Genomic DNA, 22021 nt, shown 5'->3' with positions numbered 1-22021 from the left:
GTGGCCGCCGACGTGGGTCGTGCTGCGACGCTCGTCCACCGCACTTCGCGGATGCGGTGGCCCGCACCGCGGGTGCTGCGGGTAGGGCCAGGGACAACGGGCCGCTTGGAACCTGCGCAAAATCACCTTAACCCTACGGATCTGACCTACCGCCTGAAATCGGTTCGAATACCTCGACCAGGCGGGGCTCAGGGCGTGCGGTCACGGGTCACCACGGTCAGGTCCTCGTCGCCGAGGCCCTGGTCCACCGCGCGCCGCCACTCCCCCGCCAGGCGATCGGCCACGCCGAACCGTTGCGCGCCGCCCGCTTCCAGGGCCAGCTCCACGTCCTTGAGCGCGAGGCGGAGCGGATACTGCGGCGAGTAGTCGTCCCGGCCGAGCCGCTCCAGCTTCTCCGCGGCCCACGGGGCGACGATCGGGCTGCCCCGGAACGCCTCCAGCACCGTCGCGCGGTCCAGCCCGAGCGCCTGGCCCAGCGCCAGCGACTCCGCGATGCCCTCGTTGAGGAACGCGAGCAGCAGGTTGTTGGCGAGCTTGAGCCGCGAACCGGCGCCGACCGGGCCGACCCAGACGGTACGCTGCCCCACCGCCTCGAAGACCGGCGCGACCCGGTCGCGGACCTCCTCCGGGCCGCTGGCGAGCACCGCGAGCTTGCCCTGCTCGGCCGGCCCGCGGCTGCCGGCGACCGGCGCGTCCACGAGGACCACGCCGGGCCGTCGCTCGGCCACCAGCCGGGCGACCCGCTCGGTGCCGGCCACCCCGATGGTGCTCATCTGGGCCCAGACCGCGCCCTCCGGCATCGCGTCCAGCATCCCCTGCCCGTCGGCGACGGCGAGGACGGCGTCCGCGTCGGTCACCATCGTGACCACGACGTCGGCCTCCCGTACCGCCTCCGCCGGGCTGTCGGCGACCCGGGCGCCCTGCCCGCCGAGGCGGCGGGCCGCCTCGGGGCTGCGGTTCCAGACGACCGTGGACAGGCCGGCCCGGAGGATGTTGGCGGCCATCGGCTGGCCCATTCCGCCGAGCCCGAGCACGGCGACCCGCTGTGTTCCCGCCATCTGCACCCCTCCCCGGGCAGCGTACGGTGAGCGGACGGTCACGATGGCGGGAACGACGATGCCGGCACGCCCCACGTGCGCCCGACCGATCGGCGTCGCATTTGCGACGCCGCTGGGGCGCGATCCACCCGCACGACCGCCCTAGAATCGACGGATGTCGCTCGCGGCCGACGGGCCGCGGGAGCCGACGGCGAGGGGCGGTGCGGGCCATGACGCCGGAGCAGCGGACGGCACTCTTCGACCGGGCACGGGAGCTCTCGCGCCAGCAGCACACCTGGGGCGAGGCGGACCGGGTCTGGGGCGACGTGGTCGACGCGTACCGGCGGGCGGTGGCGGCGCCCGGCCGGGTCGACCGGCGCGAGCGCGCGCAGCTGGCCCGGGCGCTCTGGCGGCGCGGCATGCTCGCCTCGGCCCGGGGCCGCCCCGGCGAGGGCATGCTGCTCGGCCGGGAGGCGGTCGACCTCTTCGCGCAGGTCAACGACGCCGTCGCGGCCGAGGTGCGGGACCCGACGGCCGCGCCCCGCGACGAGGCGCTGGCCGAGCTGGTCACCGCCATGCTCGACCTCGCCGAGACCGCCTTCGCCGCCGGCCAGCCCGGCACCCGCCTCACCCTGATCGACGAGGCCCTGGGGGTCGGCCTGCGCACGGCCGGGCCGCCACCGGGCGCCGGCCCCCGGACGCGGGAGGCGATGGGCACCGCCTACCACAACTACGCCACCGCGCGGCTGCACCGCGCGCTCGGCGACGACCCGGCGGACGACGACGCCCGGGAGGCGGCCCTGGCCGCGTCGCGGGCGACCGAGCTGCGCCAGGGCCTCGCCGACCCGAGCCGTCCACTGAGCATCTGGGAACTCGCGAACACCTACGCCGTCTACGCGCAGTGCCTGGTGCTGGTCCGCGACGCCGACCGCGCCCGGACGGTGCTCCAGCTCGGCAACGGGCTGGCCGGACTCCTCGGCCCGGCCGGCACGGAGATCACGGCGAAGCTGCGGGTCGCGGCCGGCATGCTGCAACGGCAGCAGCCGTCGACCGGCCGTGGGGAGCGGCGCCGCTGGGGGTGGCGACGGCGGTGATCCGCCCACCACGGCGGGCCGTCGCCGCACCGATACCGGTGCTCGCGGGTGGCGACGGGTCCACTGCGGATAGGGTCGGGTCTGATGCGGACGAAACAGGAGCTGGGCGAGGCCATTCGGCGGGACCGGCGGGCGGCGCTGGTGGTGAACGCCCACTCCCGTCGGGGCCGCCACCTCTACGAGCGCGCCTGCGCGCTGCTGACGGCGGCCGGCTTCGACCTGCTCGGGCGCTACCCGGTGGAGCAGGTCGACCGGCTCGAGTCGACCCTCGCCGAGGCCGCCGACCTCGAGCCGGACCTGCTGGTCGCCGGCGGTGGCGACGGCACACTCAGCTCCGCCGCGCGCCTGCTGGCTCACCGGGACATCGCGCTCGGCCTGCTGCCGCTGGGCACGACCAACAACTTCGCCCGGACGATCGGCATCCCGCTCCGCCTCGACCAGGCCGTCGAGGTCCTGGCCACGGGCACGGTGGTCGACGTGGACCTGGGGCTCGCGGGTGACACTCCGTTCACCAACCACGTGGGCGTCGGCCTCTCCGCCGACGTCATGATCACCACACCGCCGCGCCTGAAGCGGCTCACCGGGCGGGTCGCGTACCCGCTCACCGCCCTGGCCCTGCTCACCCGGCACCGCCCGCTGCGGGCGACGATCCGCGCCGGCGGCGCCGAGCACACGTACGTCACCCGGCAGCTGTACGTGGCCAACGGCGGGTTCCACGCCGGACGGCCGATCACCGCGGACGCCGACGCTGACGACCGGCTGCTGGTCGCGTACCCGGTCGGTGGCCGCAGCCGCGGCGGCCTGCTGCGGGACACCGTACGCAACGCGACGAGCGGCCACCGCCGGACGCTGCACGAGGAGCCCTTCCTGGCCGTCGGCGAGCTCTGGCTGGAGACCGACCGGCCGGCGCCGGTGGAGGTCGACGGCGAGCTGCGCGGCCACACGCCGATCCGGGTGGGCCTGGCCGCGAACGCGCTGCGGGTGATGGCGCCGGTCGGCACCGTCGACCGCTGACGGCGCCGACGGGTCAGGTGGTGAGCACCGGCACGGACGCGGTCAGCGCCCAGTCGTGGCTGATGTCCGCCGCCGTGCGCAGCAGCTTCGGCAGGTGCTCCTCGAGCAGCGTCTCCACCGAGGTCTCGGCGGCGTGCACGGTGACGTTGATGGCGGCGACAACCCGGCCGTCGCCGTCGCGTACCCCGGTGGCCACGGAGCGGATGCCGGGGGCCAGGTCCTGGTCGGCGAGCGCCCAGCCCTTCGCCCGGACCTCGCGCAACGAGGCCTCCAGCTCCTCGGGGGCGGGCTCCCAGCGCGGGGTGATGCCGGAGCGGGAGGGTTCGGCGAGCACACCGGCCAGCCGGTCCGGCGGCAGCGCCGCCAGCAGCACCTTCCCCATCGACGTGGCGGGTGCGGGGAAGCGGGTGCCGATGGTCACGGCGAGCGTGACGATCTTGGGTACGGCGACCCGGGCCACGTAGACGATGTCGCTGCCGTCGAGCTGGGCCATCGAGGTGGACTCGTTGGTCTGGGCCACGAGCTTCTCCATGTGGGGGCGGGCCACCTCCCACATGTTCAGCGCGTTGACGTACGCCATGCCCAGTTCGAGGACGCGGGGGGTGAGGGCGAAGCCGCGCTCGGCGGCGCGGACGTAGCCCAGCGACTCCAGCGTGATGAGGATGCGGCGGACGGTGGGCCGGGCCAGCCCGGTCGCGGCGGCGATCTCGCTGAGGGTCGTGGCCGGACAGCCCGGGCGGAAGGAGCGCAGGACGTCGAGGCCACGGGCGAGCGCCTCGATGAAGTCGGGTCCGGCGCCCCTTCCGTTGTCAGTCATGCCCTAATGCTTCCACTGTGCGGATCCGGCGTCCCACTCGGTGTACTGGTACGGGTTCTCCAGGATCTTCGTCTCGGGGATGTCCGGGTTCATCCCCCGCCGCCAGGCCTCCTCGCCGAGAGCCTCCCGCAGGTGGGCCACGGTGGCGTCCACCTTCGCCCGCGCCGCCGCGAGGTCCACCCCGCACAGCCGGCCGTCCCGCTTGACCACCCGGCCGCCGACCAGCACGGTGTGCACGTCCCCGCGTTGGGCCTGGAACACCACGTGGCCGTACGGGTGGAGGATCGGGAACATCGCCGGCGAGGCGTCGTTCTTGACGAGCACGACGTCGGCCTGCCGGCCGGGCGTGAGCGCGCCGATGGCGGAGTCCATGCCGAGGGCGCGGGCGCCGCCGCGGGTGGCCCAGTCGACGACCTGTTCGGCGCGCAGGTGGCAGTGGGTGATGGTGTCCTGCTTGGCGTGCGCCTCCAGGTGCTCGCGGGAGCGGTCGGCACCGAGGGTGGTCCGCATGGCGGAGAAGAGGTCGCCGCTCCACCAGACGCTGGTGTCCATGGACAGCGACACCGGGATGTCGTGGTGGCGCAGCTGCCAGGTGGGCGGGTAGCCCTGCCCGGCGCTCTGCTCGCTCTCCGTGGAGACGGAGACGGACCCGCCGGTGGCGGCGATGCGGTTGTAGGAGTCGTGGGTGAGCGTGGCGGCGTGCACGTAGACGTTCGACGGGCCCATGAAGCCGTGCTCGTGCATGAGCCGGATGCCGTCGTCGTTGGTGGCGCCCCACACCCCGGCGTGCGTGGTGACCGCGACGCCGAGGTCCCGGGCGACCTCGAACGCGGCCTTCTCCGGGAAGGCCGGGTCGCCGGTGACGTCGAAGGCCAGCTGGAAGCCGGCGAGCTTCCCGCCGTCGATGCGCCGGCGGTGGAAGTCGCGGAACTCGGGCGAGGTCGCCCACTCCCACGGGCCCTGTTGGATGTTGCCGTACGCGAGGACGAAGCGGCCGGGCACCGCTTCGAGCGCGTCGACGGCGGCGTCGGCGTGGTCGGGGGTCTGGAGGCCGTGCGACCAGTCGACGGTGGTGGTGACGCCGGCGTCGATCGCCTCGATCGCGGCGAGCAGGTTGCCGGCGTACACGTCCTGCGGGCGGAAGAGCTTGCCGGACTCCAGGTAGTACCAGACGAAGTACTGGGTGAGCGTCCAGTCGGCGCCGTAGCCGCGCATGGCGGTCTGCCACATGTGCCGGTGGGTGTCGACCATGCCCGGCATGACGATGCCGCCGCTGGCGTCGATCTCCAGGGCGCTCTCGGGTGCGGCGAGGTCGACGCCGACGCCCGCGATCGTGTCGCCGATGACCAGCACGTCGGCCCGCGGCAGCACCGTGTGCGCGTCGTCCATCGTGAGTACCAGGCCGTTGCGGAGGACCACCGGCCGGTCGGTTGTGCTCATCGCCACCCTTCCCTTCGGGTAGAGCTTCCGGACTCATGTCCGCTCTGCGGTCACCCCGGGTGGCGCAAGTGTGGTCCCGGTCACCGACCATGTCAAGGGCTCGTTTCACGGACATAAAGGCCCGTTGACAGCAGAGGGGACGTGACGCAAGCTGATCCGGCGGACAGATGTCCGTAGAACGGACGGAGACATGGTGCAACAATCGTCGGGGCCGCTGGCCGGCCTCCTCGTCGCGGACTTCTCCCGCATCCTCGCCGGTCCGTACGCGACGATGCTCCTGGCCGACCTCGGCGCGCAGGTCATCAAGGTGGAGGGGCCGAGCGGTGACGACACCCGCACCTGGATGCCTCCGACCCGCGACGGCGTGTCGACCTACTACCTCGGCATCAACCGCAACAAGCGCTCGATCGCCCTCGACCTCAGGGATCCCGACGACCTGTCGGCGGCGCAGGAACTGGCCCGCCGCGCCGATGTCATGATCGAGAATTTCCGCCCCGGTGGCCTCGCCCGGTTCGGTCTCGACTACGACACCGTCGCCGCGACCAACGAGAGGGTCGTCTACGCGAGCATCAGCGGCTTCGGCACCGGCGCGGGCGCGAACTACCCCGGCTACGACCTGATGGTGCAGGCCATCTCCGGGCTCATGAGCCTGACCGGCGACCCGGACGGCTCGCCCTACCGCGCCGGCATCTCCGTCTTCGACGTGATGGCCGGGCTGCACGCCAGCGTCGGCATCCTCGCCGCACTGCACCACCGCGGGCAGACCGGTCGCGGCCAGCACGTCGAGGTGAACCTGCTCAGCTCCGCCCTGTCCGGCCTGGTCAACCACTCCAGCGGCTACGTCGCCGGCGGCACCGTCCCGTACCGGATGGGCAACGCGCACCCCAGCCTCTTCCCGTACGAGCCGCTGCCCACGGCCGACGGTGAGCTCATCGTGATCGCCGGCAACGACGGGCAGTTCCGCAAGCTGTGCCAGGTGCTCGACCTCCCGGAGCTGCCCGACGACCCCCGCTTCGGGCGCAACCAGGACCGCACGGCCAACCGGGAGCAGCTGCGCCCGCTGCTCGTCGAGCGGCTCGCGAAGCGGACCAAGGACGAGTGGTTCCGGGAGCTACTCGCCGCCGGGGTGCCCTGCGCGCCGATCAACACGATCGACGGCGGCGTCGCGCTCGCCGAGGAGCTGGGCCTCGACCCCGTCGTCACCGTCGGCGACGTGCCCGGGGTCCGCAATCCCATCACCTTCTCCGACACCCCGGCCCGGTACGAGCTGCCGCCGCCGGGGCTCGACGAACACGGCGAGGAGATCCGCGCGTGGCTGAAGAGCTGAGCTTCCCCACCGGCATCGGCACGTCCGACCCGAGGTCCATCTCGCTGCTCGGGCAGGACCTGGCCGGCGACCTCATGGGCCGGGTGGGTTTCGGCGAGCTGGCGTACTGGCTCGTGGCCGGCCGCCGCCCCACCGCGGGCGAGGTGCGGGTCTTCGAGGCGGTGCTGGTGGCGCTCGCCGACCACGGGTTCACCCCGACCGCGATCGCCGCGCGGCTGACGTACCTCTCCGCCCCCGAGTCGCTGCAGGGCGCGCTCGCCGCCGGCCTGCTCGGCGGTGGCTCCCGGTTCCTGGGCGTCACCGAGGACTCTGGACGGTTCCTCGCCGAGACCCTCGCGCAGGCCGGTGCGGTGACCGACTACGACGAGTTGGCGCTCGACGCGGTCACCCGGGCACGCCGGGAGCGCCGGCTGGTGCCCGGGCTCGGGCACCCCGTGCACAAGGAGCAGGATCCGCGTACGCCGGTGCTGATCCGCATCGCCGAGGAGGAGGGGCTGCGCGGCCCGCACCTGCGGCTGTTCGAGGCAATCGGGCGGGTGCACCCGCGGGTGCTCGGCCGGACCCTGCCGCTCAACGGCGCCGGGGTCTGCGGCGCCGCGCTCGCCGACCTCGGCCTCCCGGTCGAGCTGCTGCGCGGGTTCGCCCTGCTCGCCCGCGCGGCGGGGCTGCTGGGGCACCTCGCCGAGGAGCGGCGACGGCCGCTCGGCATGCAGATCTACCAGACCGTCGACCGCAACGCCGTCTACGAACCCTGAGCCTCCCACCACCCCGAGAGGAGCGGCCATGGCCACCATCGTCGCGGTCATCGCCTCCACGCACCACCCGTTCTACTACCGGGCCAGCACCGCCACCGGTGCGGACCGGCCGCCCTTCGCCGACGAGTGGACCCGCAAGATACTGGCCTTCCGGGAGACCCTGACCCGGGCCAACCCGGACGTGCTGGTGATGGTCGGCTCGGACCACTTCCACCAGCTGTGGCTGGACAACATGCCGCAGTTCCTGGTGGGCAAGGCGCCGCTGTACGACGCCAACTGGTACAACGAGGAACGCGAGTTCGGCCTGCCGCGCATGCTGCTCAAGGGCCAGGAGGACCTGTCGTCGCACATCCTGCGCGCCGGCCTGGACGCCGGTTTCGACCTCGCGTTCAGCAACGAGCTGCGGATCGACCACAGCATCACCTGCCCGATCATCACGCTGCGGCCCGAGGCGGATCTGCCGATCGTGCCGATCTACACGAACATCTTCGCGCCGCCGCTGCCGCAGCCGAAGCGGTTCGTCCAGCTCGGCCAGGCGATTCGGGAGATCATCGAGCAGTGGCCGTCGCACCTGCGGGTGGCCGTCATCGGCACCGGGCACCTGTCGCTGGAGCTGGGTGGGCCGCGGCAGTTCGGGCCGCACGGCCCCGACCCCGAGTTCGACCAGCGGGCCGTCGAGTGGATCTCCACCGGTGACCTCGACGGGTGCCTGCGCGAGGTGACGCTGGACAGCCTGCACGCGCCGGGCAACGCGACCCACGGCTTCATGGACTTCATGCTCATGATGGGCGTGGCGGGCGCGGGCGCGAAGGCCGACTACGTCGACACCCTCGACCTGTTCCACACCATGGAGGCCTACTTCACCTGGTACCCGAACGGAGCGCCGGCATGAGCAGGTACCTGCTGAACAAGTTCCTCTACACCGTCGACCGCGACCCCGAGCTGGTCGAGCGCTACCGGGCCGAGCCCCGCGAGTTCGTCGCCTGGTGGGAGGCCGAACGCGCCAACGCCGTCCTGAACTGCCACACCGGGGAGGCGAGCAGCTGGCTGCGCTTCGACGACGTCGAACGCGAGGCGCTGGCCACCCACGACCAGGTGAAGCTCTTCGAGCTGGGCGCGCACCCGTTCCTCACCCTGACGCTCTTCATCGCCATGTTCGAGCGCGACAACACCGAGCCGCTGGAGTACCAGAAGGCCTACGGCGCCAGCCTCGCCCACTTCACCCTCCCCTATCCGGACATCACCACATGATCCGCGCCGCGCTGCTCACCGCCTGCGGCGCGCCGCCGACGCTCGCCGAACGGCCGGCCCCCGTGCCGGGCCACGGCGAGGTGGCGGTGACGGTCGAAGCCGTGCCGATCACCCCGCTCGACCTGCTCTGCGCCTCCGGCACCAGCTACTTCGGGACCCCGGCCACGCCGTACGTGCCGGGCGTGCAGGGCGTCGGCCGGCTCGCCGACGGCAGCCCGGTGTGGTTCGGCACGTCGGCGGGCATGCGCGCGGGTGTGGACGGTGGCATGGCCGAAGTCGTCGCCGTGCCGACCGCGGACGTGGTGTCCCTGCCGTCCGACGTGCCGCTGACGCTCGTGGCGGCGCTGGGGCTCTCCGCCGTCGCCGCGCACGCGGCGCTGACCAACGCCGGTGGCCTCACCGCCGGCGAGCAGGTCGTCGTGCTCGGGGCGGGCGGAGTGGTGGGTCAGGCGGCGGTGCAGCTCGCCCGCCTCGGCGGAGCGCGCCGCGTGATCGCGGTCGCCCGCTCCGCCGCGGCCCGGGCACGTGCCGAGGAGTTGGGCGCCGACGTGGCGCTGCCGTTGCACCCGGACGACGCCGTCGAGGCCCTGGCCGACCGGCTGCGCCACGCCGCCGACGGCCCGGTCGACCTCGTGCTCGATCCCGTCTTCGGCACTCCGGCCGCGGCCGCGCTGCGGGTGCTGCGGCCCGGCGGCCGGCTCGTCAACCTGGGCAGCGCGGCGGGTGCGACGGCGCCGATCGAGTCGGCGGTGCTGCGCAGCGGGTCACTGCGCCTGATCGGGTACACCAACAACGCCCTCTCCGGGGAGCAACGCGCGGCCTCCCTCGCCGTGGTGGCCGGGTACGCGACCGCCGGGCGGCTCACGGTCGACCACGAGCTCGTGCCGTTCACGTCGGTCGAGGACGCCTGGGCGCGGCAGGCGGCCGGCACGACGAACGGTCGGGTCGTCCTGGTCCTCTGACGCGCGGCGCGCGGCGGACCCTCGGCGAACACCCGCCCGCACCCGGCGTCCGTAGCAAACCTTCCTTGACGAGGCATTGACATGTAGCTAAGTTTCAATGACTCGGACTGGGAGGTCGACGTCCATGAAGACCCGTCTCGCCATCGCGTCCGTCCTGGTCTGCGCCCTCGGCCTCACGCTCGCGCCACCACCGGCGCACGCCGTCGCCCCACCCGCACCGGCGCCCGCCGGCGAGCAAGGGTGGGTCACCTCGACGCTGCGGCACATGAGCCTCCCGCAGAAGGTCGGCCAACTGTTCGCCACCTACGTCTACGGTGGCGACGCCACCCAGCCCAGCGCCGCCGACCGCGCCGCCAACCGGGCCGCGTTCGGCGTCGAGACCCCGGCCGAGGTGATCGAGGAGTACCAGCTCGGCGGGGTCTGCTACTTCTCCTGGTCGCACAACCTGGACAACCCCCGCCAGATCGCCACCCTCTCCAACGGCCTGCAACGCGCCGCCCTCGGCGACGGGCGCAAGGGACGGGTGCCCCTGCTCCTCTCCACCGACCAGGAGCAGGGCGTGGTGCTGCGGATGCCCGCACCCGCCGCGCAGTTCCCCGGGTCGATGGCGCTGGGCGCCGCCCGGTCGCCGCGCGCGGCGCACACGGCGGCCGCCGTCACCGGGCGTGAGCTGCGCGCGGTCGGCATCCGCCAGCCGTACGCGCCGATCGCCGACGTCAACGTCGACCCGGCCAACCCGGTCATCGGCGTACGCTCCTTCGGCGCCGACCCCGAGCTGGTGGGCGCGCTGACCGCCGCCCAGGTCACGGGTTTCCAGCGCGCCGCCGGGGTGACCGCCGTGGCGAAGCACTTCCCGGGCCACGGCGACACCGGCACCGACAGCCACACCAACCTGCCCGTCATCGACCACACCCGGGACGAGTGGAACCGCATCGACGCGCCGCCGTTCCGGCGGGCGATCAGCGCGGGCGTCGACTCGATCATGACGGCGCACATCGTGGTCCCCGCGCTCGACCCGTCCGGCGACCCGGCGACCCTGTCGCCGCGGATCCTCACCGGCGTGCTCCGGGGGGAGCTCGGTTTCCGCGGCGTCATCGTCACCGACGCCCTCAACATGGCCGCCGTACGGCAGCGCTACGGCGACGAGCGCGTCCCCGTGCTGGCGCTCAAGGCGGGCGCCGACCAGCTCCTCATGCCGCCCGACCTGCGGCTGGCCCGGGACGCGGTGCTGCGCGCGGTCGCCGACGGCGAGCTGACCGAGCGGCGCATCGACGAGTCCGTCCGGCGCGTCCTCACCCTGAAGTACCGGCAGGGCCTGGCCCGCTCGCCCCTGGTCGACGTGGAGGAGGCGGTCCGCACCGTCGGCGCGCCGGCGCACCTGGCCGCCGTCTCGCGCGTCACCGACCCGACCCTCACCGCGGTCCGCAACGACGCGGGGCTCCTGCCGCTGCACCGCGCGGAGCGGTCGGTGCTGGTCACCGGCTGGAACACCGCCGCCTTCGCCCCGATCGAGACGGTCGCCGCCGGGTTCGCCGGCCGCGGCGCGCGGGCCACCGCCCGCCCCGCCACCCTGCCGTCCGACACCGTCATCGCCGCGACGGCCGCCGAGGCGGCGGCACACGACCTCACCGTCGTGCTGGTGAACAAGGCGTGGGACACCACGGTCACCGATCCACGGGCCAGCCAGCAGCGCCTCGTGGCGGCGTTGCTCGCCACGGGGAAGCCGGTCGTGGTGGTGGCGGTGCGGGACCCGTACGACGTCGCGCACCTGCCCGGCGTGGAGACCTACCTCGCCACCTACTCGTACACCCGGGCGGCGATGGACGCCCTGGTGCGCGCGCTGCACGGCGAGCTGTCCCCGCGCGGACGGCTGCCCGTCACCATCCCGACGGCCGACGGCAGCCGGGTGCTGCACCCGTACGGCCACGGCCTGACCTGGTAGGAGGGACCATGCCGCGCAGGTGTTTCCCGACGCCCGCGACCCGGACCGGGTCGCTGCGGGCCGTCACGCTCGGGCTGGCCGTGGTCGTCACCGCCGCCGCGCTGCCGGTGCCCGGCGCGTCGGCGGCCCCGCCGGGCACCGGCGACACGTCGCCCTACGACGCCACGCCCTCCCCCGCGACGGGCGACGCGGCGCCCCGCCTCAGCCGGGCTCCGGCCGGGTCCGAGCCGCCGACGGTGACTCCCGCCGACATCCGGTTCCGGCACGACACGCTGCGCCGCGGCCATCCCCGCTCGGTCGGCCTCCTTCCCGAGCAGATCGACCGCATGCCCGCCGACCTGGCGGCGTACCTCGCGCCGACACCGGACCACCCCGGCCACCCGACGTACGCCGGTGCCGTGGTGCTGGCGGCCAAGGACGGGGTGATCGTGCAGCACGCGGCCGTGGGCACGGCGGTGCGCTACCGCGAGGTGGGGCCGCCGCCCGACCTGCCCGGCGTGGAGCTCCCCGCCGACCAGCAGATCCCGATGCGCCCCGACACGATCTTCGACCTGGCGTCGGTGTCGAAGCTGTTCACCACGATCGTGGTGATGCAGCAGGTCGAGCGGGGCCGGGTCGCGTTGGACGCGCCCGTGGCCCGCTACGTCCCCGAGTTCGCCGCCGGCGGCAAGGACGGGGTCACCGTACGGATGCTGCTCACCCACACCTCCGGCCTGCCCGCGTTCGCGCCACTGTGGAGCGCGTACCCGACGCCCGAGGAGCGGCTGGCCTCCGCGCTCGCCACGCCCCTCGGCCCGGGGGTGACGCCGGGCAGCCGGTACGTCTACTCCGACCTCGGGCTGATCGCGCTGGGCGTCCTGGTGCAGCGGGTCACCGGACGACCGCTGGCCGACCTGGTCCGCGACGGCGTCACGGGTCCGCTCGGCATGACCGACACGGGCTACAACCCCGGGCCGCACCTGCGCTCGCGGATCGCCGCCACCGAGTACCAGCCGTACGCCGGGCGGGGCATGGTCTGGGGTGAGGTGCACGACGAGAACGCCTGGTCCCTCGGCGGGGTGGCCGGGCACGCCGGCGTCTTCTCCACGGCGGCGGACCTCGCGGTGCTCTGCCAGTCGCTGCTCAACGGCGGCGAGTACCGCGGTCGGCGGATCCTGCGGCCGGAGACGGTGCGCGCGATGCTCGTGAACTACAACGCGCCGCTGGAGCCGGCCTACCCGGAGAGCGACCGCGGGCTCGGCTTCGAGCTCGACAAGCACTGGTACATGACGGGGCTCTCCTCGCCCGTCACGTTCGGGCACACCGGCTTCACCGGCACGTCCCTGGTGGTGGACCCGCTGTCCCACTCGTTCGTGATCCTGCTCAGCAACCGGGTGCACCCGGACCGGGCCTGGGGCAGCAACAACGTGGCGCGGCGCGCGGTCGCCCGCGACCTGGCGGAGGCCATCCCGGTGCGGCCGCGCTCGCCGGAGGCGTGGCGGGCCGACCCGCGCGACGCCGCGACCGTCACCTTGACCGCGCCGCTGCGCCGGGCGGCGCGCGGCGGCACGGCGAGCTTCCAGCTCTGGTACGACACCGAGCCGCGCTACGACAGCGCGCGCGTGGAGGTCTCCGCCGACGGCGGCGCGACCTGGGAGCCGGTCCCGATGGTGCTGAGTCGGGGCGGGCACCGGTGGCGCAGCGACGGCACGGTCACCGGCTACGGCGGCCGGGCGTGGTGGCAGGTCGTGGTGGAGCTGCCCGACGGCGCGACGCATCTGCGGTGGCGCAGCAGCACCGACGTGTCCAGCCAGGGCCGGGGCGTGTACGTCGACCGCATCGTGGCGGCGGACCGGAGCGGACTGCTCTTCCACGGTGAGGGCGGCGACGCCACGCGGCTGGGGGCCGACGGCTGGTCACCGGCTCGCGCGTGAGCGGCACCGCCCGCCTCGGGTGAGCCCGCGCCGCCCGTCCGCGCCTGAGCGGCCACCGCCCCCCCGGTAGCCGCACCGCCGGCTCGCGCGTGGATCGTGCCGTCGGCCAGCGCGGGCGATGTCGGCGCCGTCAGACGTTGGCCAGGTAGGCCTTGGCCTCCTCGTAGCCGGCGTCGCCCGGGGAGGCGGCCGGCCCGTAGACGAGGTTCAGCACCCCGGTCGTGAAGGCCTGCGACGTCAGCAGCGTGAGCGGGATCGACGGACCGTTGTCGTCGAAGAGCCGCATTCCCCTGCCGACGGCGATCGGGTGCACCAGCAGGTGCAGCTCGTCCACGAGACCGGCGGCGAGCAACTGCCGGACGACCGAGACGGAGCCGCTCATGCCGATGTGCCCGTCACCGGGCGTCGCCTTCAGCGCGGTGACAGTCTCGACGAGATCGCCCTGCAGCTGCTCCGAGTTGCGCCACGTGAATTCGAGCCGCTGGTGCGACACGACGATTTTCCTCGTGTCGCCGAGCATCCTGGCGAACGGGGCGTCCTCCCCGCCGGCCGCCTCCCGCTCGGGCCAGGCGCCCGCGAAGCTGTCGTACGTCCGCCGGCCGAAGAGCATGGTGTCGGCGCCCCCGAGGGTGGAGCCCACCGCGGCGGCCATCTCCTCGTTGTAGTACGGGAAGTGCCACTGGTCGGGCGCCTCGACGACGCCGTCCAACGCGATGAACAGCCCGGCCACGATCTTCTTCACGATGCCTCTCCCCCTGTCGGCGATCCCGGGCCGCCTGGTCGGCTCCCGCCGGGGTTTCGCCGCCGGCGCGCCGGCGGCACCCGACGGCAGCGCTTCGGGCCGGCCCGTCCGGGCCAGCCTAGGTGATCCGTCGCCGGGCGAGGGGCATCCACGCCGGACGCACGCACGGAGGCGGGAGTCCGCGGCGTCACCCGCCCGGGACGCCCCCGACCGTGTGGTGGACGCGGACGGGCCATCCGAATCCGTATCGCGCCCCGCCGATGTGATGCGCGGCGACGAGCGGCGAGGGCGTCAATGCCTTTCCCATCCCGCGGCCGACGACCGAAATGGATACTGTGGACGGTCCGGGTGGCGGCGGCACCGTTCTTTGCCGGGGATGAACCCGCATTTCACCCGTTCATCTCCGCTCAACTCATGCCCGCCCGGGACAATGAGACACGGAGTCCACTCACAATTCCGCTCCGTCACCACGGGCCACCGGCGGTCCGAACGCCTCCGAACCCGCAGGTGACCGGCGCCCCGATGCCCAGACCCGGCGGAATCGTTGCATAAAGGGAAAACGCCTCCTGTCCAAACTTCGTCACGTTGTCATGAACATGACAATGTCGAGATGAGGGGCCCTGGTCAGCAATTCATGGGTGCCTTCGTGCAATCTTTCTTAACCGAACCGAGATAAAGCCCAACTAGGGTCGGTGCGGATTGATCTACGTCATCCAAAAACCATCCCGGTATCAGTGGGGAACCGGAAGAGGTGGGGAATGAGGGGGATCCCGGCCGCATCGATGGTCATCGGCATCGCATCCTCGCCGGCCGCACGCCGGCAACTCGCACAGCTACTCGGCGGCACCGAGGCGTTCCTGATCGTCTCGAGCGTGGACCAGGCCCGGGAGTTTCTCGGCGCGGGCGAGCCGCCACCGGCCGGGCTCGCAGCCGCGCCGGTACGTGCCGTCGCCGCCGACGCCACGCCGGCCACGGACGTGTCGTCCGCGCCGCCGGCCCTGGTCGTCGACTCCGATCGGCGGGTGGTGCGCTGGTTGGACCGGGAGATCGAGCTGACGCGCCTGGAGCACGACCTGCTGCTCTGCCTCGTCGACGCGCCCGGGCGGGTGTGGACCTACGAGCGGCTGCACCTGAAGGTGTGGGGCAACCGGCATCTCGGCCGCAACTCCGACATGCACTCCCTGGTGCGCCGGATCCGGCGCAAGCTCGCCACGCTGGACGCCTCGGCGACGATCGACTCGGTGCGCGGAGTCGGCTTCCGCCTGGCCTTCGTCTGAGCCACCACCGCACCGCACCGCGCCGTGGGCCTGCCCCGGCGGGGAGCACGAACCACCCGCGCCTCCGGTGACCGTGGTCGGTCGTGGTCCGCGCAGCCTGGCCGCGCGGGACACGTCGTGGGCGACGCTTGCGGGGTGGCCGGGCCGGACGTCGTGCGTCAGCGGTCAGGCGTCAGCACTTGATGGGGGCCAACGCGAAGTCCTCCACCGTCGGGGTGCTGGTGTTGATCTTCGTCTGACGGGTCTGGGGCTTCCAGCCGTCCTTGGCGACGATCATGGTCAGCGGGTTGTTCCGCCGGTCGAGCCAGTAGGCGTACTTGCCCTGGGCGTCGGTGGCCAGGGTCAACGAGCTCGCCCACGAGTCGACCTGGACCACCGCGCCGGGCAGCGGCGAGCCGCCGCCCTGGCAGCTGTTCCCGGTGACCGTACCCATCAGCTTGCCCCAGGTGCGCGGAGCCTGCGCGTTCATCGCCACCGTCACCGGAGCCACCGTGTACGGGGTGTTCTCCTTGATGGTGACCTGGCCGGTGTAGGTGCCCGGCTGGTCCACGTTCGCCGTCATCCCGACGGTGACCGTGACCTTCGCACCGGGCGCCAGCGTGACGGCGGTCTTGTCGACCGTCAGCCAGCTGACGTCGGCCGCGTCCGCGGCGCACTCCTCGAAGCCGGGCAGCACCTCGCTCTCGCGAGTCGAGGTGAAGCCGCCCGAGGAACCACCGACCTTGTAGAAGCCGCACGCCGCGCCACCGCGGTACCGCGGAGCGTTGGCGTTCGGCAGGGCCGACCACGACTCGGCGCTCGGGTCGTAGGCGAAGCCGGCGTTGGTGACGGCGCCACCCTGCACGCCGCCGACGACCAGGAGCTTGCCGTTGGCCGCGGCGAACGAGGCGGCCCAGTGGTCGGCCGGCGCGTCCGCGATCGGGCTCCAGGTGTTGGCGCCCGGGTCGTAGACGTAGCTGGCCTTCTGCGCCGCGGAGCCGTCGTTGCCGCCGGTGCAGTAGACCTTGCCGTCGATCCCGCCGCAGGCGGCGAAGGCCACCGACTTCGGGTACTCGGCCAGGGTCTCCCAGGTGTTGGCGGCGGGGTCGTACCGGACCACGCTGCTCGACATCGGCGTGCAGCTGGAGGTGGTGCAGCCGCCGATGGCGTAGAGCTTGCCGTCGACGATCGCCTGGCCGGCCGCCGAGCGCGGCGCGGGGTTGTCGGCCACCTCGGTCCACGCGTTGGCACCGGGGTCGTACGACCAGGTGGTGCCGGAGGTGCCGGCGTCCGCCCAGCCACCGGACGCGATGATCTTCCCGTCGAGCACGCCCACCGTCATGGCGTTGCGCGCCTCGGGGAGATCGGCGATCGACGACCAGGTCTGGGCGATCGGGTCGTAGACGTAGTTCTTCGTCGTGGACGCCGTGCCGTCACCGCCACCGATCGAGTACACCTTGCCGTCGAGGTTCACCACCCGGTTGTCCATGACGTTGGCCGGGTACGCCGGGAGGTTGGTCCACGGCGCGGCCTGCGGACCGGCCGCCGGCGACGCCGCGTTCGACGACTTGCCCGAGGTCTTGGCGGCGAACGACGTCGCCACCTGCAGCCGCTGCTCCGGCGCGCCCTCGGCCCCGAGCACCTGCTGCTGGCTCACCCGGGAGCCGTCGGCCCGGAGGAGCTCGAAGCCGGCGTCACGCTCACCGAACTCGACGTCGACCGGCGCCTCGCCGGTGTTGGTCACGGTGAACGTCTTGCTGGCCTTGCCGGTCGGCATCTGGACGTTGGCGCTCAGCGTGGCCGGGGTGACCGCCAGCTGACCGGCCTTGAGCTGGAAGTTCGCCGCCGTCGCCCAGTCGGCCTGCACGTCGACGTTCTTGCTCTGGCCGACGTAGTTGCCGGCCGTCGCGGTGAACTTGTGGGTGCCGGTCAGCGAGGAGAACATCCAGTAGAAGCCGTCCTCGAGACCGGTGTCGTCCGGAGTCGCCACCGTGGTGGCCTTCTCCGCCGGCTTGTCGGCGCTGGTGACCGTCGCGCCGTTGACGTAGCCGTTGGTGTTCCGGTCACGCACGTGACCGAAGACCAGGGCGCCGTCGACCGGCACGCAGGTGACCTCACTGCCGATCAGGACGTTGTCGACCTGCCACCACCACTCGTACGAGGCGTCGTAGTAGCGGAACCGCACCTGGACCTGCGACTGGCCCGCCGCCTGCGGGATCGCCACCTCGGTCACCCGCGGACCGGGCACGTCCTGCTTCTGCCGGAGCACGTTCGTCCAGGTCGCGCCGCCGTCGATGCTGAGGTCGACGTCGGCGGTCTCCGGGGCGAGCCAGTTGAAGTCCTGGTTGAACCGGATCACCGGTGCGGTGACGTCGGACAGGTCGACGACCGGGCTGACGAGCGAGCTGTCCTGCTGCCCGCCACCGCCGTAGCGGTCGCTGTCGATGATGGCGAAGCCGCCGGTGCCACCCGTGAGGTTGCCCCGGTTGCCGTCGTCGGTGAACTTCCAGACCTGGCCGTTGCCCAGGCCGTCCACCACTGTCCAGCCACTGGGCGTGGTGGCGCCGTCGAAGGTCTCGTACTCGCCGTCGGAGCCGTAGGTGTAGCCCGGCGCCGTGGCGCAGGAGTCCGCCTTCGCCGGGACGGCGATGTTGGCGGTGGCGTTGCGCGAGGCGACGACCACCTCCTTCGTCACCGTCTCGTAGCCCGGGTACACCGACTCGACCTTCAGCGTGTACGTCGCCCCGGCCGGGACCGTGAGGGCGTAACGGCCGGTGCCGGGCGCCGTGTAGTCGGACAGGCCGTTCACACCCTGCACCGACACCTTGGCGTAGAGCGGCCAGCCGTGCCCGGACCCGTCGGTGACGGCACCGGTGATGTTGACGCTCGGCACCGCGTCGAGCGCGACGTTGAGCGTCGTGGTGCCGTTCGGGGTCACCGTCGCCGCGACCGTCTTCTGCCCGTAGCCGAACGCCGACACGGCGACCTGGTAGTCGCCGACCGGCAGGAGGGACGAGAACTTGCCGTCCGCCCCGGTGGTGAGCTGCCGGTCGGCCGGGCCGGTGACGGCCACGGTGGCGCCGGCGAGCGGAGCGCCGGTGCCCGCGTCGGTGACGGTGCCGGTCACGGTGCCGGTGTCGCCGATCGGCGCGGAGTTGAGCAGCGCGAGCGCGTCGAGGCGACCCTCGCCCCAGACGTTGTTGTCGTCCGCGGTGCCCCCGCACTGCGCGTCGTTGGTGTCGATGGCCGAGTTGTCGAGCAGCCCCCGGGTCGCGTCGACGTCACCGACGAGCGCCGGCGCCGCCGACCACAGCAGCGCGATGGCGCCCGCGAGGTGCGGGGCGGCCATCGAGGTGCCGCTGATGCTCGCGTAGCCGTTGCCGGGCACGCTGGACCGGACGTTCACACCGGGCGCCGAGATGTTCGGCTTGATCCCGCCGTTCTGCCCCGGACCCCGCGCCGAGAAGCCGGCGATGTTGTTGTTGACGTCGTACGCGCCGGCCGAGTAGTTGCTCTCCAGGCTGCCCGGGGAGCCGCTGGTCTGGCAGCCGGGGCCGCTGTTGCCGTTGGAGAAGACCCCGAAGATGCCCGACTCCTTCCAGGCCAGGGTCACGTCCTCCATGAACGGGTCGTTGGAGGGCAGGATCGTCCCCCACGAGTTGTTCACGATGTTCGGCCGCTTGCTGACGTCCGGGTTCTGGCCGTTCAGGTCGGTCGGCTCGAGCATCCACTGGCCGGAGCTGACGAGCGCGGCGTCGCTGGGGCAGCAGCCGTTCGCCGCGATCCACCGGACGCCGGGAGCGACGCCGATCTGGTTCGCCCCACCGTCGGAGCCGGCCATCGTGCCCATGGTGTGGGTGCCGTGGCCGTCCCCGTCACACGGGGTGGCGCAGGTGCCGGCGGCGTTGAACCAGTTGTAGTTGTGGTCGAACGTGCCGTCGCCGTTGTTGCCCCGGTAGGAGTTCACCAGCGCCGGGTGGTCGAACTGGACGCCGGTGTCGATGTTGGCGATGGTGATGCCCTGGCCGTTGACGCCGTACTGCGACCAGACGTCGTCGGCGTTGATGTTCGCGATGCCCCACTCCAGGGCGTTCACGACCTTCTCGTTGTCGCCCTCGGTGGTCTTGGGGATCTCGTAGGCGACCGGGGCGTAGAGGCCCTCGACCTCCGCGTGGCCGGCCATCTTCTGCGCCATCGACAGGGAGCCGCCGCTGACCCGGATCGCGTTGGTCGCCCAGAAGGCCTGGTACTTCGCGCCCGTGCTGTTCAGCTCGGCCTTGACCTTGGCCTGGCTCGCGTCGGCGGTCTTCTTCAGGGCCTCCACGACCGCGGCGCCCCGCTTGTTCCAGTCCTTGATCTGGCTGGCCGCCTTCAGGTCCGCCCGGTCCTTGAAGCGGATCCAGAAGTCGCCCTCGGCCTTGCCGGTGAGCTGCTTCGTGAGTTCCGGTCGGATCTTGTCCGCCGGTGAGGGCACGCCTGTGCCGAAGCCGCCTGACGCGGCTTGGGCGCCCGACCCTGTGGCGACCAACGCGGTGGCCACGAGGACCGTCGCCGCGCCGGCGCTCACCAGGGATCTGGCCGCGCGCGTCCAGTGTGGACGTCTGAACATTCGGTGTTGCCTCCTTCAGGACGACCCAGGGGGTGAGATGGGCCATGGTGAAGGTGCAGGGAGCCGCCTCCGGTGTGGATGAACCGGTACGAACGGACCCCTCCAAGCCCCCCCATGCACCGCGCGGGTCACGCCGGTTGCCCGGTTGGACACTATGATCGAGATGAATGGACGATCAAGGACGTGCCGTAAGCAAGTTGTCACTAACAGTTTGCTGACCAGGGCCCATGCCTGCCGATAATTGTCAGTATCGATATGGGCAGAGACTGCCCATCGTCTCCGGATGGGTGCGGTGACGGACGCCGACGAGAGCACTGTGCCGGATGGCCCCGAGCCGAGCGGGGAGCTGTATCCGCTGCTCATCGCGGTGACGCCGTCCCCGGCCGAACGACTGCGGCTCGCCGAGCGCCTCGACGGCGTCGCCCCGCTGCTGCTGGTCGCCGACCTCGACGAGCTGCGTCGGCTCATCGGGGTCACGGGCCAGCTCTCCGGAGCCGCCACGGCGCCGCGGCCCGCAGCCGAGCCGCTCGACGACGCCCTGCTGATCGACCCCGCCGGCCCCACCGCCCGCTACGGCGACCGCGAGGTCACCCTGACCCGGCTCGAACACGATCTGCTGACCTGCCTGACGAGCGAACCGGTGCGGGTGTGGAGCTACTCCGAGCTGCGCCGGGCGGTCTGGCGGGACGAGCGGCTGCGCAGTGCCGACCTGCAGTCCCTCGTCAAGCGGTTGCGGCGCAAACTCGCCGGACTCGGCAGCCGGATCAGCATCGACGCGGTCCGCGGCGTCGGGTTCCGGCTCACCGACCACCGGGAGCCGCGGATCAGCGGCGCCTGACGCTGCCCATTTTGGGCGACGACGTCGCCCCCTTCGGCGCCGTGAACCCCGTCCGTGAGCAGGACGTCACGTGCGCGACCCGCTCAGATCAGCCCGGCCCGTGCCCACAGCAGGCGTGCCGGACCCGCCACCAGCCCGAGATCCGCGAGGGTGGCGTGCACCTTGCTCGCCGACCAGCGCAGGGTGGACCGCCAGTGCGGGTTGGCGCGGGCGGCGGCCCGGCCGACCTCGGGCGCGATGCCCACCGCGGCGTACGCGTCGGGGTGGACCAGCCGGCCCGCGATGACGTACGCGGAACGGCCGATCAGCAGCCGCGCGTACGCCGTCGTGACCGGGCCGGCGGCCTCGACCTGGCGGGCCAGCTCCTCGCGGGCGAAGCGCACGTGTCGCGCCTCCTCCACCACGTGGACGCGGGACACCATCCGGATCAGCGGCTGCAACGACTCGTCGGCCATGATCTCGCGCTGGAACGCGTCGAGGATCTCCTCCGCGATGAGGATCGCCGCGTACATCTGCGGGCCGGCGGCGGTGGTCTTGAGGAAGCGGCCGAGCGCCTGGTCCACCCGGCGCGCCCGGTAGACCGGGCAGCCCATCGCCTCGATGAGCCGGCCGAACATGATGGAGTGACGGCACTCGTCGGCGACCTCGGTCAGCGCGTACTGGGCGTGCCGGCTGGTCGGGTCGGCGTCGTAGTACCACCGGATCAGCATCTGCATCAGGATCGTCTCGAACCACACCCCGGCGCTGGCCGCGCTGGCCACCTCGTGCCGGGTGAGCTCCACCCGCTGCTGCTCGCTCAGGCCCCGCCACAGCGGCGTGCCGTAGAGGCTGCTGCGATGCGGCGGCAGCCAGTAGGCCCCGGGGACGTGCGGCGCGTCCCAGTCGATCTCGACGTCGGGGTCGTAGCTCGCCCGCAGCGACGCGGTGAGCAGTCGGTCGGCGGTCGCCTCGCGTCCGGGGCCGGCCGGTGTCTCCGTCATGGCTCCTCCATATTGACGTGACAGCCGGTAACTGTTACCAGTGG

At 72.7% G+C, this 22021-nt stretch carries 17 protein-coding genes; 11 read left to right on the top strand and 6 right to left on the bottom strand.

The features are described from left to right. Positions 1-188 precede the first annotated feature (188 nt). Complete coding sequence (locus SM573_RS18460) at positions 189-1058, bottom strand: NAD(P)-dependent oxidoreductase (protein ID WP_474609728.1); 870 nt, start codon at positions 1056-1058, stop codon at positions 189-191. Positions 1059-1267: 209 nt separating this feature from the next. Between SM573_RS18460 and SM573_RS18455 the strand changes: the two genes are divergently transcribed. Continuing rightward, positions 1268-2131 carry a hypothetical protein gene (locus SM573_RS18455; protein WP_474609729.1) on the top strand — a complete coding sequence of 288 codons (864 nt, stop codon included), beginning with the start codon at positions 1268-1270 and terminating at the stop codon, positions 2129-2131. A gap of 84 nt (positions 2132-2215) precedes the next feature. Continuing rightward, positions 2216-3145 (top strand): diacylglycerol/lipid kinase family protein, encoded by a 930-nt coding sequence (locus tag SM573_RS18450; RefSeq protein WP_474609730.1) that lies wholly within the window; start codon positions 2216-2218, stop codon positions 3143-3145. A gap of 13 nt (positions 3146-3158) precedes the next feature. Here SM573_RS18450 and SM573_RS18445 read toward each other — a convergent pair whose 3' ends face one another. Next, on the bottom strand, positions 3159-3962 hold the full coding sequence (locus SM573_RS18445; RefSeq protein WP_474609731.1) for an IclR family transcriptional regulator domain-containing protein: 804 nt from the start codon (positions 3960-3962) through the stop codon (positions 3159-3161). 3 nt (positions 3963-3965) lie between these two features. Beyond that, positions 3966-5402, bottom strand: a complete 1437-nt coding sequence (locus tag SM573_RS18440; RefSeq protein ID WP_474609732.1) for an amidohydrolase family protein — start codon at positions 5400-5402, stop codon at positions 3966-3968. Between the two features lie 190 nt (positions 5403-5592). Here SM573_RS18440 and SM573_RS18435 point away from each other — a divergent pair, with 190 nt between their 5' ends. The 7 genes from SM573_RS18435 (at position 5593) to SM573_RS18405 (ending at position 13552) form a co-directional block, all read left to right on the top strand. Continuing rightward, a complete protein-coding gene (locus SM573_RS18435) occupies positions 5593-6729 on the top strand; it encodes a CaiB/BaiF CoA transferase family protein (RefSeq protein WP_474616677.1) in 1137 nt (378 codons plus the stop codon). Beyond that, positions 6714-7484 carry a citryl-CoA lyase gene (locus SM573_RS18430; RefSeq protein ID WP_474609734.1) on the top strand — a complete coding sequence of 257 codons (771 nt, stop codon included), beginning with the start codon at positions 6714-6716 and terminating at the stop codon, positions 7482-7484. The genes SM573_RS18435 and SM573_RS18430 overlap by 16 nt, the downstream gene beginning before the upstream one ends. Positions 7485-7512: 28 nt before the next feature. Further along, positions 7513-8376 (top strand): DODA-type extradiol aromatic ring-opening family dioxygenase, encoded by an 864-nt coding sequence (locus tag SM573_RS18425; RefSeq protein ID WP_474609735.1) that lies wholly within the window; start codon positions 7513-7515, stop codon positions 8374-8376. Then, positions 8373-8735, top strand: coding sequence for a hypothetical protein (locus SM573_RS18420; protein ID WP_474609736.1), 363 nt, complete (start codon positions 8373-8375; stop codon positions 8733-8735). Before SM573_RS18425 ends, SM573_RS18420 begins: the two co-directional genes overlap by 4 nt. Next, on the top strand, positions 8732-9697 hold the full coding sequence (locus SM573_RS18415; RefSeq protein WP_474609737.1) for a quinone oxidoreductase family protein: 966 nt from the start codon (positions 8732-8734) through the stop codon (positions 9695-9697). The genes SM573_RS18420 and SM573_RS18415 overlap by 4 nt, the downstream gene beginning before the upstream one ends. 124 nt (positions 9698-9821) lie before the next feature. Next, on the top strand, positions 9822-11639 hold the full coding sequence (locus SM573_RS18410) for a glycoside hydrolase family 3 protein (protein ID WP_474609738.1): 1818 nt from the start codon (positions 9822-9824) through the stop codon (positions 11637-11639). Positions 11640-11647: 8 nt separating this feature from the next. Continuing rightward, positions 11648-13552: a serine hydrolase domain-containing protein gene (locus SM573_RS18405; RefSeq protein WP_474609739.1), complete on the top strand. Its 1905-nt coding sequence runs from the start codon at positions 11648-11650 to the stop codon at positions 13550-13552. A 130-nt stretch (positions 13553-13682) separates the two neighbouring features. On the opposite strand, the gene SM573_RS18400 is transcribed toward SM573_RS18405, so the two are convergent. Next, complete coding sequence (locus tag SM573_RS18400) at positions 13683-14294, bottom strand: dihydrofolate reductase family protein (RefSeq protein WP_474609740.1); 612 nt, start codon at positions 14292-14294, stop codon at positions 13683-13685. A gap of 758 nt (positions 14295-15052) precedes the next feature. Between SM573_RS18400 and SM573_RS18395 the strand changes: the two genes are divergently transcribed. Continuing rightward, complete coding sequence (locus tag SM573_RS18395; RefSeq protein ID WP_474609741.1) at positions 15053-15571, top strand: winged helix-turn-helix domain-containing protein; 519 nt, start codon at positions 15053-15055, stop codon at positions 15569-15571. A gap of 172 nt (positions 15572-15743) precedes the next feature. Here SM573_RS18395 and SM573_RS18390 read toward each other — a convergent pair whose 3' ends face one another. Further along, positions 15744-20159 (bottom strand): S8 family serine peptidase, encoded by a 4416-nt coding sequence (locus SM573_RS18390; RefSeq protein ID WP_474609742.1) that lies wholly within the window; start codon positions 20157-20159, stop codon positions 15744-15746. 283 nt (positions 20160-20442) lie between these two features. On the opposite strand from SM573_RS18390, the gene SM573_RS18385 reads away from it, so the two are divergent. Continuing rightward, positions 20443-20997, top strand: coding sequence for a winged helix-turn-helix domain-containing protein (locus tag SM573_RS18385; RefSeq protein ID WP_474609743.1), 555 nt, complete (start codon positions 20443-20445; stop codon positions 20995-20997). Positions 20998-21080: 83 nt separating this feature from the next. On the opposite strand, the gene SM573_RS18380 is transcribed toward SM573_RS18385, so the two are convergent. Further along, positions 21081-21977, bottom strand: coding sequence for an AurF N-oxygenase family protein (locus SM573_RS18380; protein WP_474609744.1), 897 nt, complete (start codon positions 21975-21977; stop codon positions 21081-21083). Positions 21978-22021 lie beyond the last annotated feature (44 nt).

This window comes from Micromonospora xinjiangensis, assembly GCF_056150165.1.
This window is presented reverse-complemented; position numbering and strand designations above follow the sequence as displayed.

Excerpts from the sequence above, each read along its gene's own strand:
- SM573_RS18380 (WP_474609744.1), bottom strand. The coding sequence starts at position 21,977 with ATGACGGAGACACCGGCCGGCCCCGGACGCGAGGCGACCGCCGACCGA.
- SM573_RS18445 (WP_474609731.1), bottom strand. The coding sequence starts at position 3,962 with ATGACTGACAACGGAAGGGGCGCCGGACCCGACTTCATCGAGGCGCTC.
- SM573_RS18440 (WP_474609732.1), bottom strand. The coding sequence starts at position 5,402 with ATGAGCACAACCGACCGGCCGGTGGTCCTCCGCAACGGCCTGGTACTC.
- SM573_RS18450 (WP_474609730.1), top strand. The coding sequence starts at position 2,216 with ATGCGGACGAAACAGGAGCTGGGCGAGGCCATTCGGCGGGACCGGCGG.
- SM573_RS18420 (WP_474609736.1), top strand. The coding sequence starts at position 8,373 with ATGAGCAGGTACCTGCTGAACAAGTTCCTCTACACCGTCGACCGCGAC.
- SM573_RS18455 (WP_474609729.1), top strand. The coding sequence starts at position 1,268 with ATGACGCCGGAGCAGCGGACGGCACTCTTCGACCGGGCACGGGAGCTC.
- SM573_RS18415 (WP_474609737.1), top strand. The coding sequence starts at position 8,732 with ATGATCCGCGCCGCGCTGCTCACCGCCTGCGGCGCGCCGCCGACGCTC.
- SM573_RS18410 (WP_474609738.1), top strand. The coding sequence starts at position 9,822 with ATGAAGACCCGTCTCGCCATCGCGTCCGTCCTGGTCTGCGCCCTCGGC.
- SM573_RS18405 (WP_474609739.1), top strand. The coding sequence starts at position 11,648 with ATGCCGCGCAGGTGTTTCCCGACGCCCGCGACCCGGACCGGGTCGCTG.
- SM573_RS18460 (WP_474609728.1), bottom strand. The coding sequence starts at position 1,058 with ATGGCGGGAACACAGCGGGTCGCCGTGCTCGGGCTCGGCGGAATGGGC.
- SM573_RS18390 (WP_474609742.1), bottom strand. The coding sequence starts at position 20,159 with ATGTTCAGACGTCCACACTGGACGCGCGCGGCCAGATCCCTGGTGAGC.
- SM573_RS18435 (WP_474616677.1), top strand. The coding sequence starts at position 5,593 with ATGGTGCAACAATCGTCGGGGCCGCTGGCCGGCCTCCTCGTCGCGGAC.
- SM573_RS18385 (WP_474609743.1), top strand. The coding sequence starts at position 20,443 with ATGGGTGCGGTGACGGACGCCGACGAGAGCACTGTGCCGGATGGCCCC.
- SM573_RS18395 (WP_474609741.1), top strand. The coding sequence starts at position 15,053 with ATGAGGGGGATCCCGGCCGCATCGATGGTCATCGGCATCGCATCCTCG.
- SM573_RS18425 (WP_474609735.1), top strand. The coding sequence starts at position 7,513 with ATGGCCACCATCGTCGCGGTCATCGCCTCCACGCACCACCCGTTCTAC.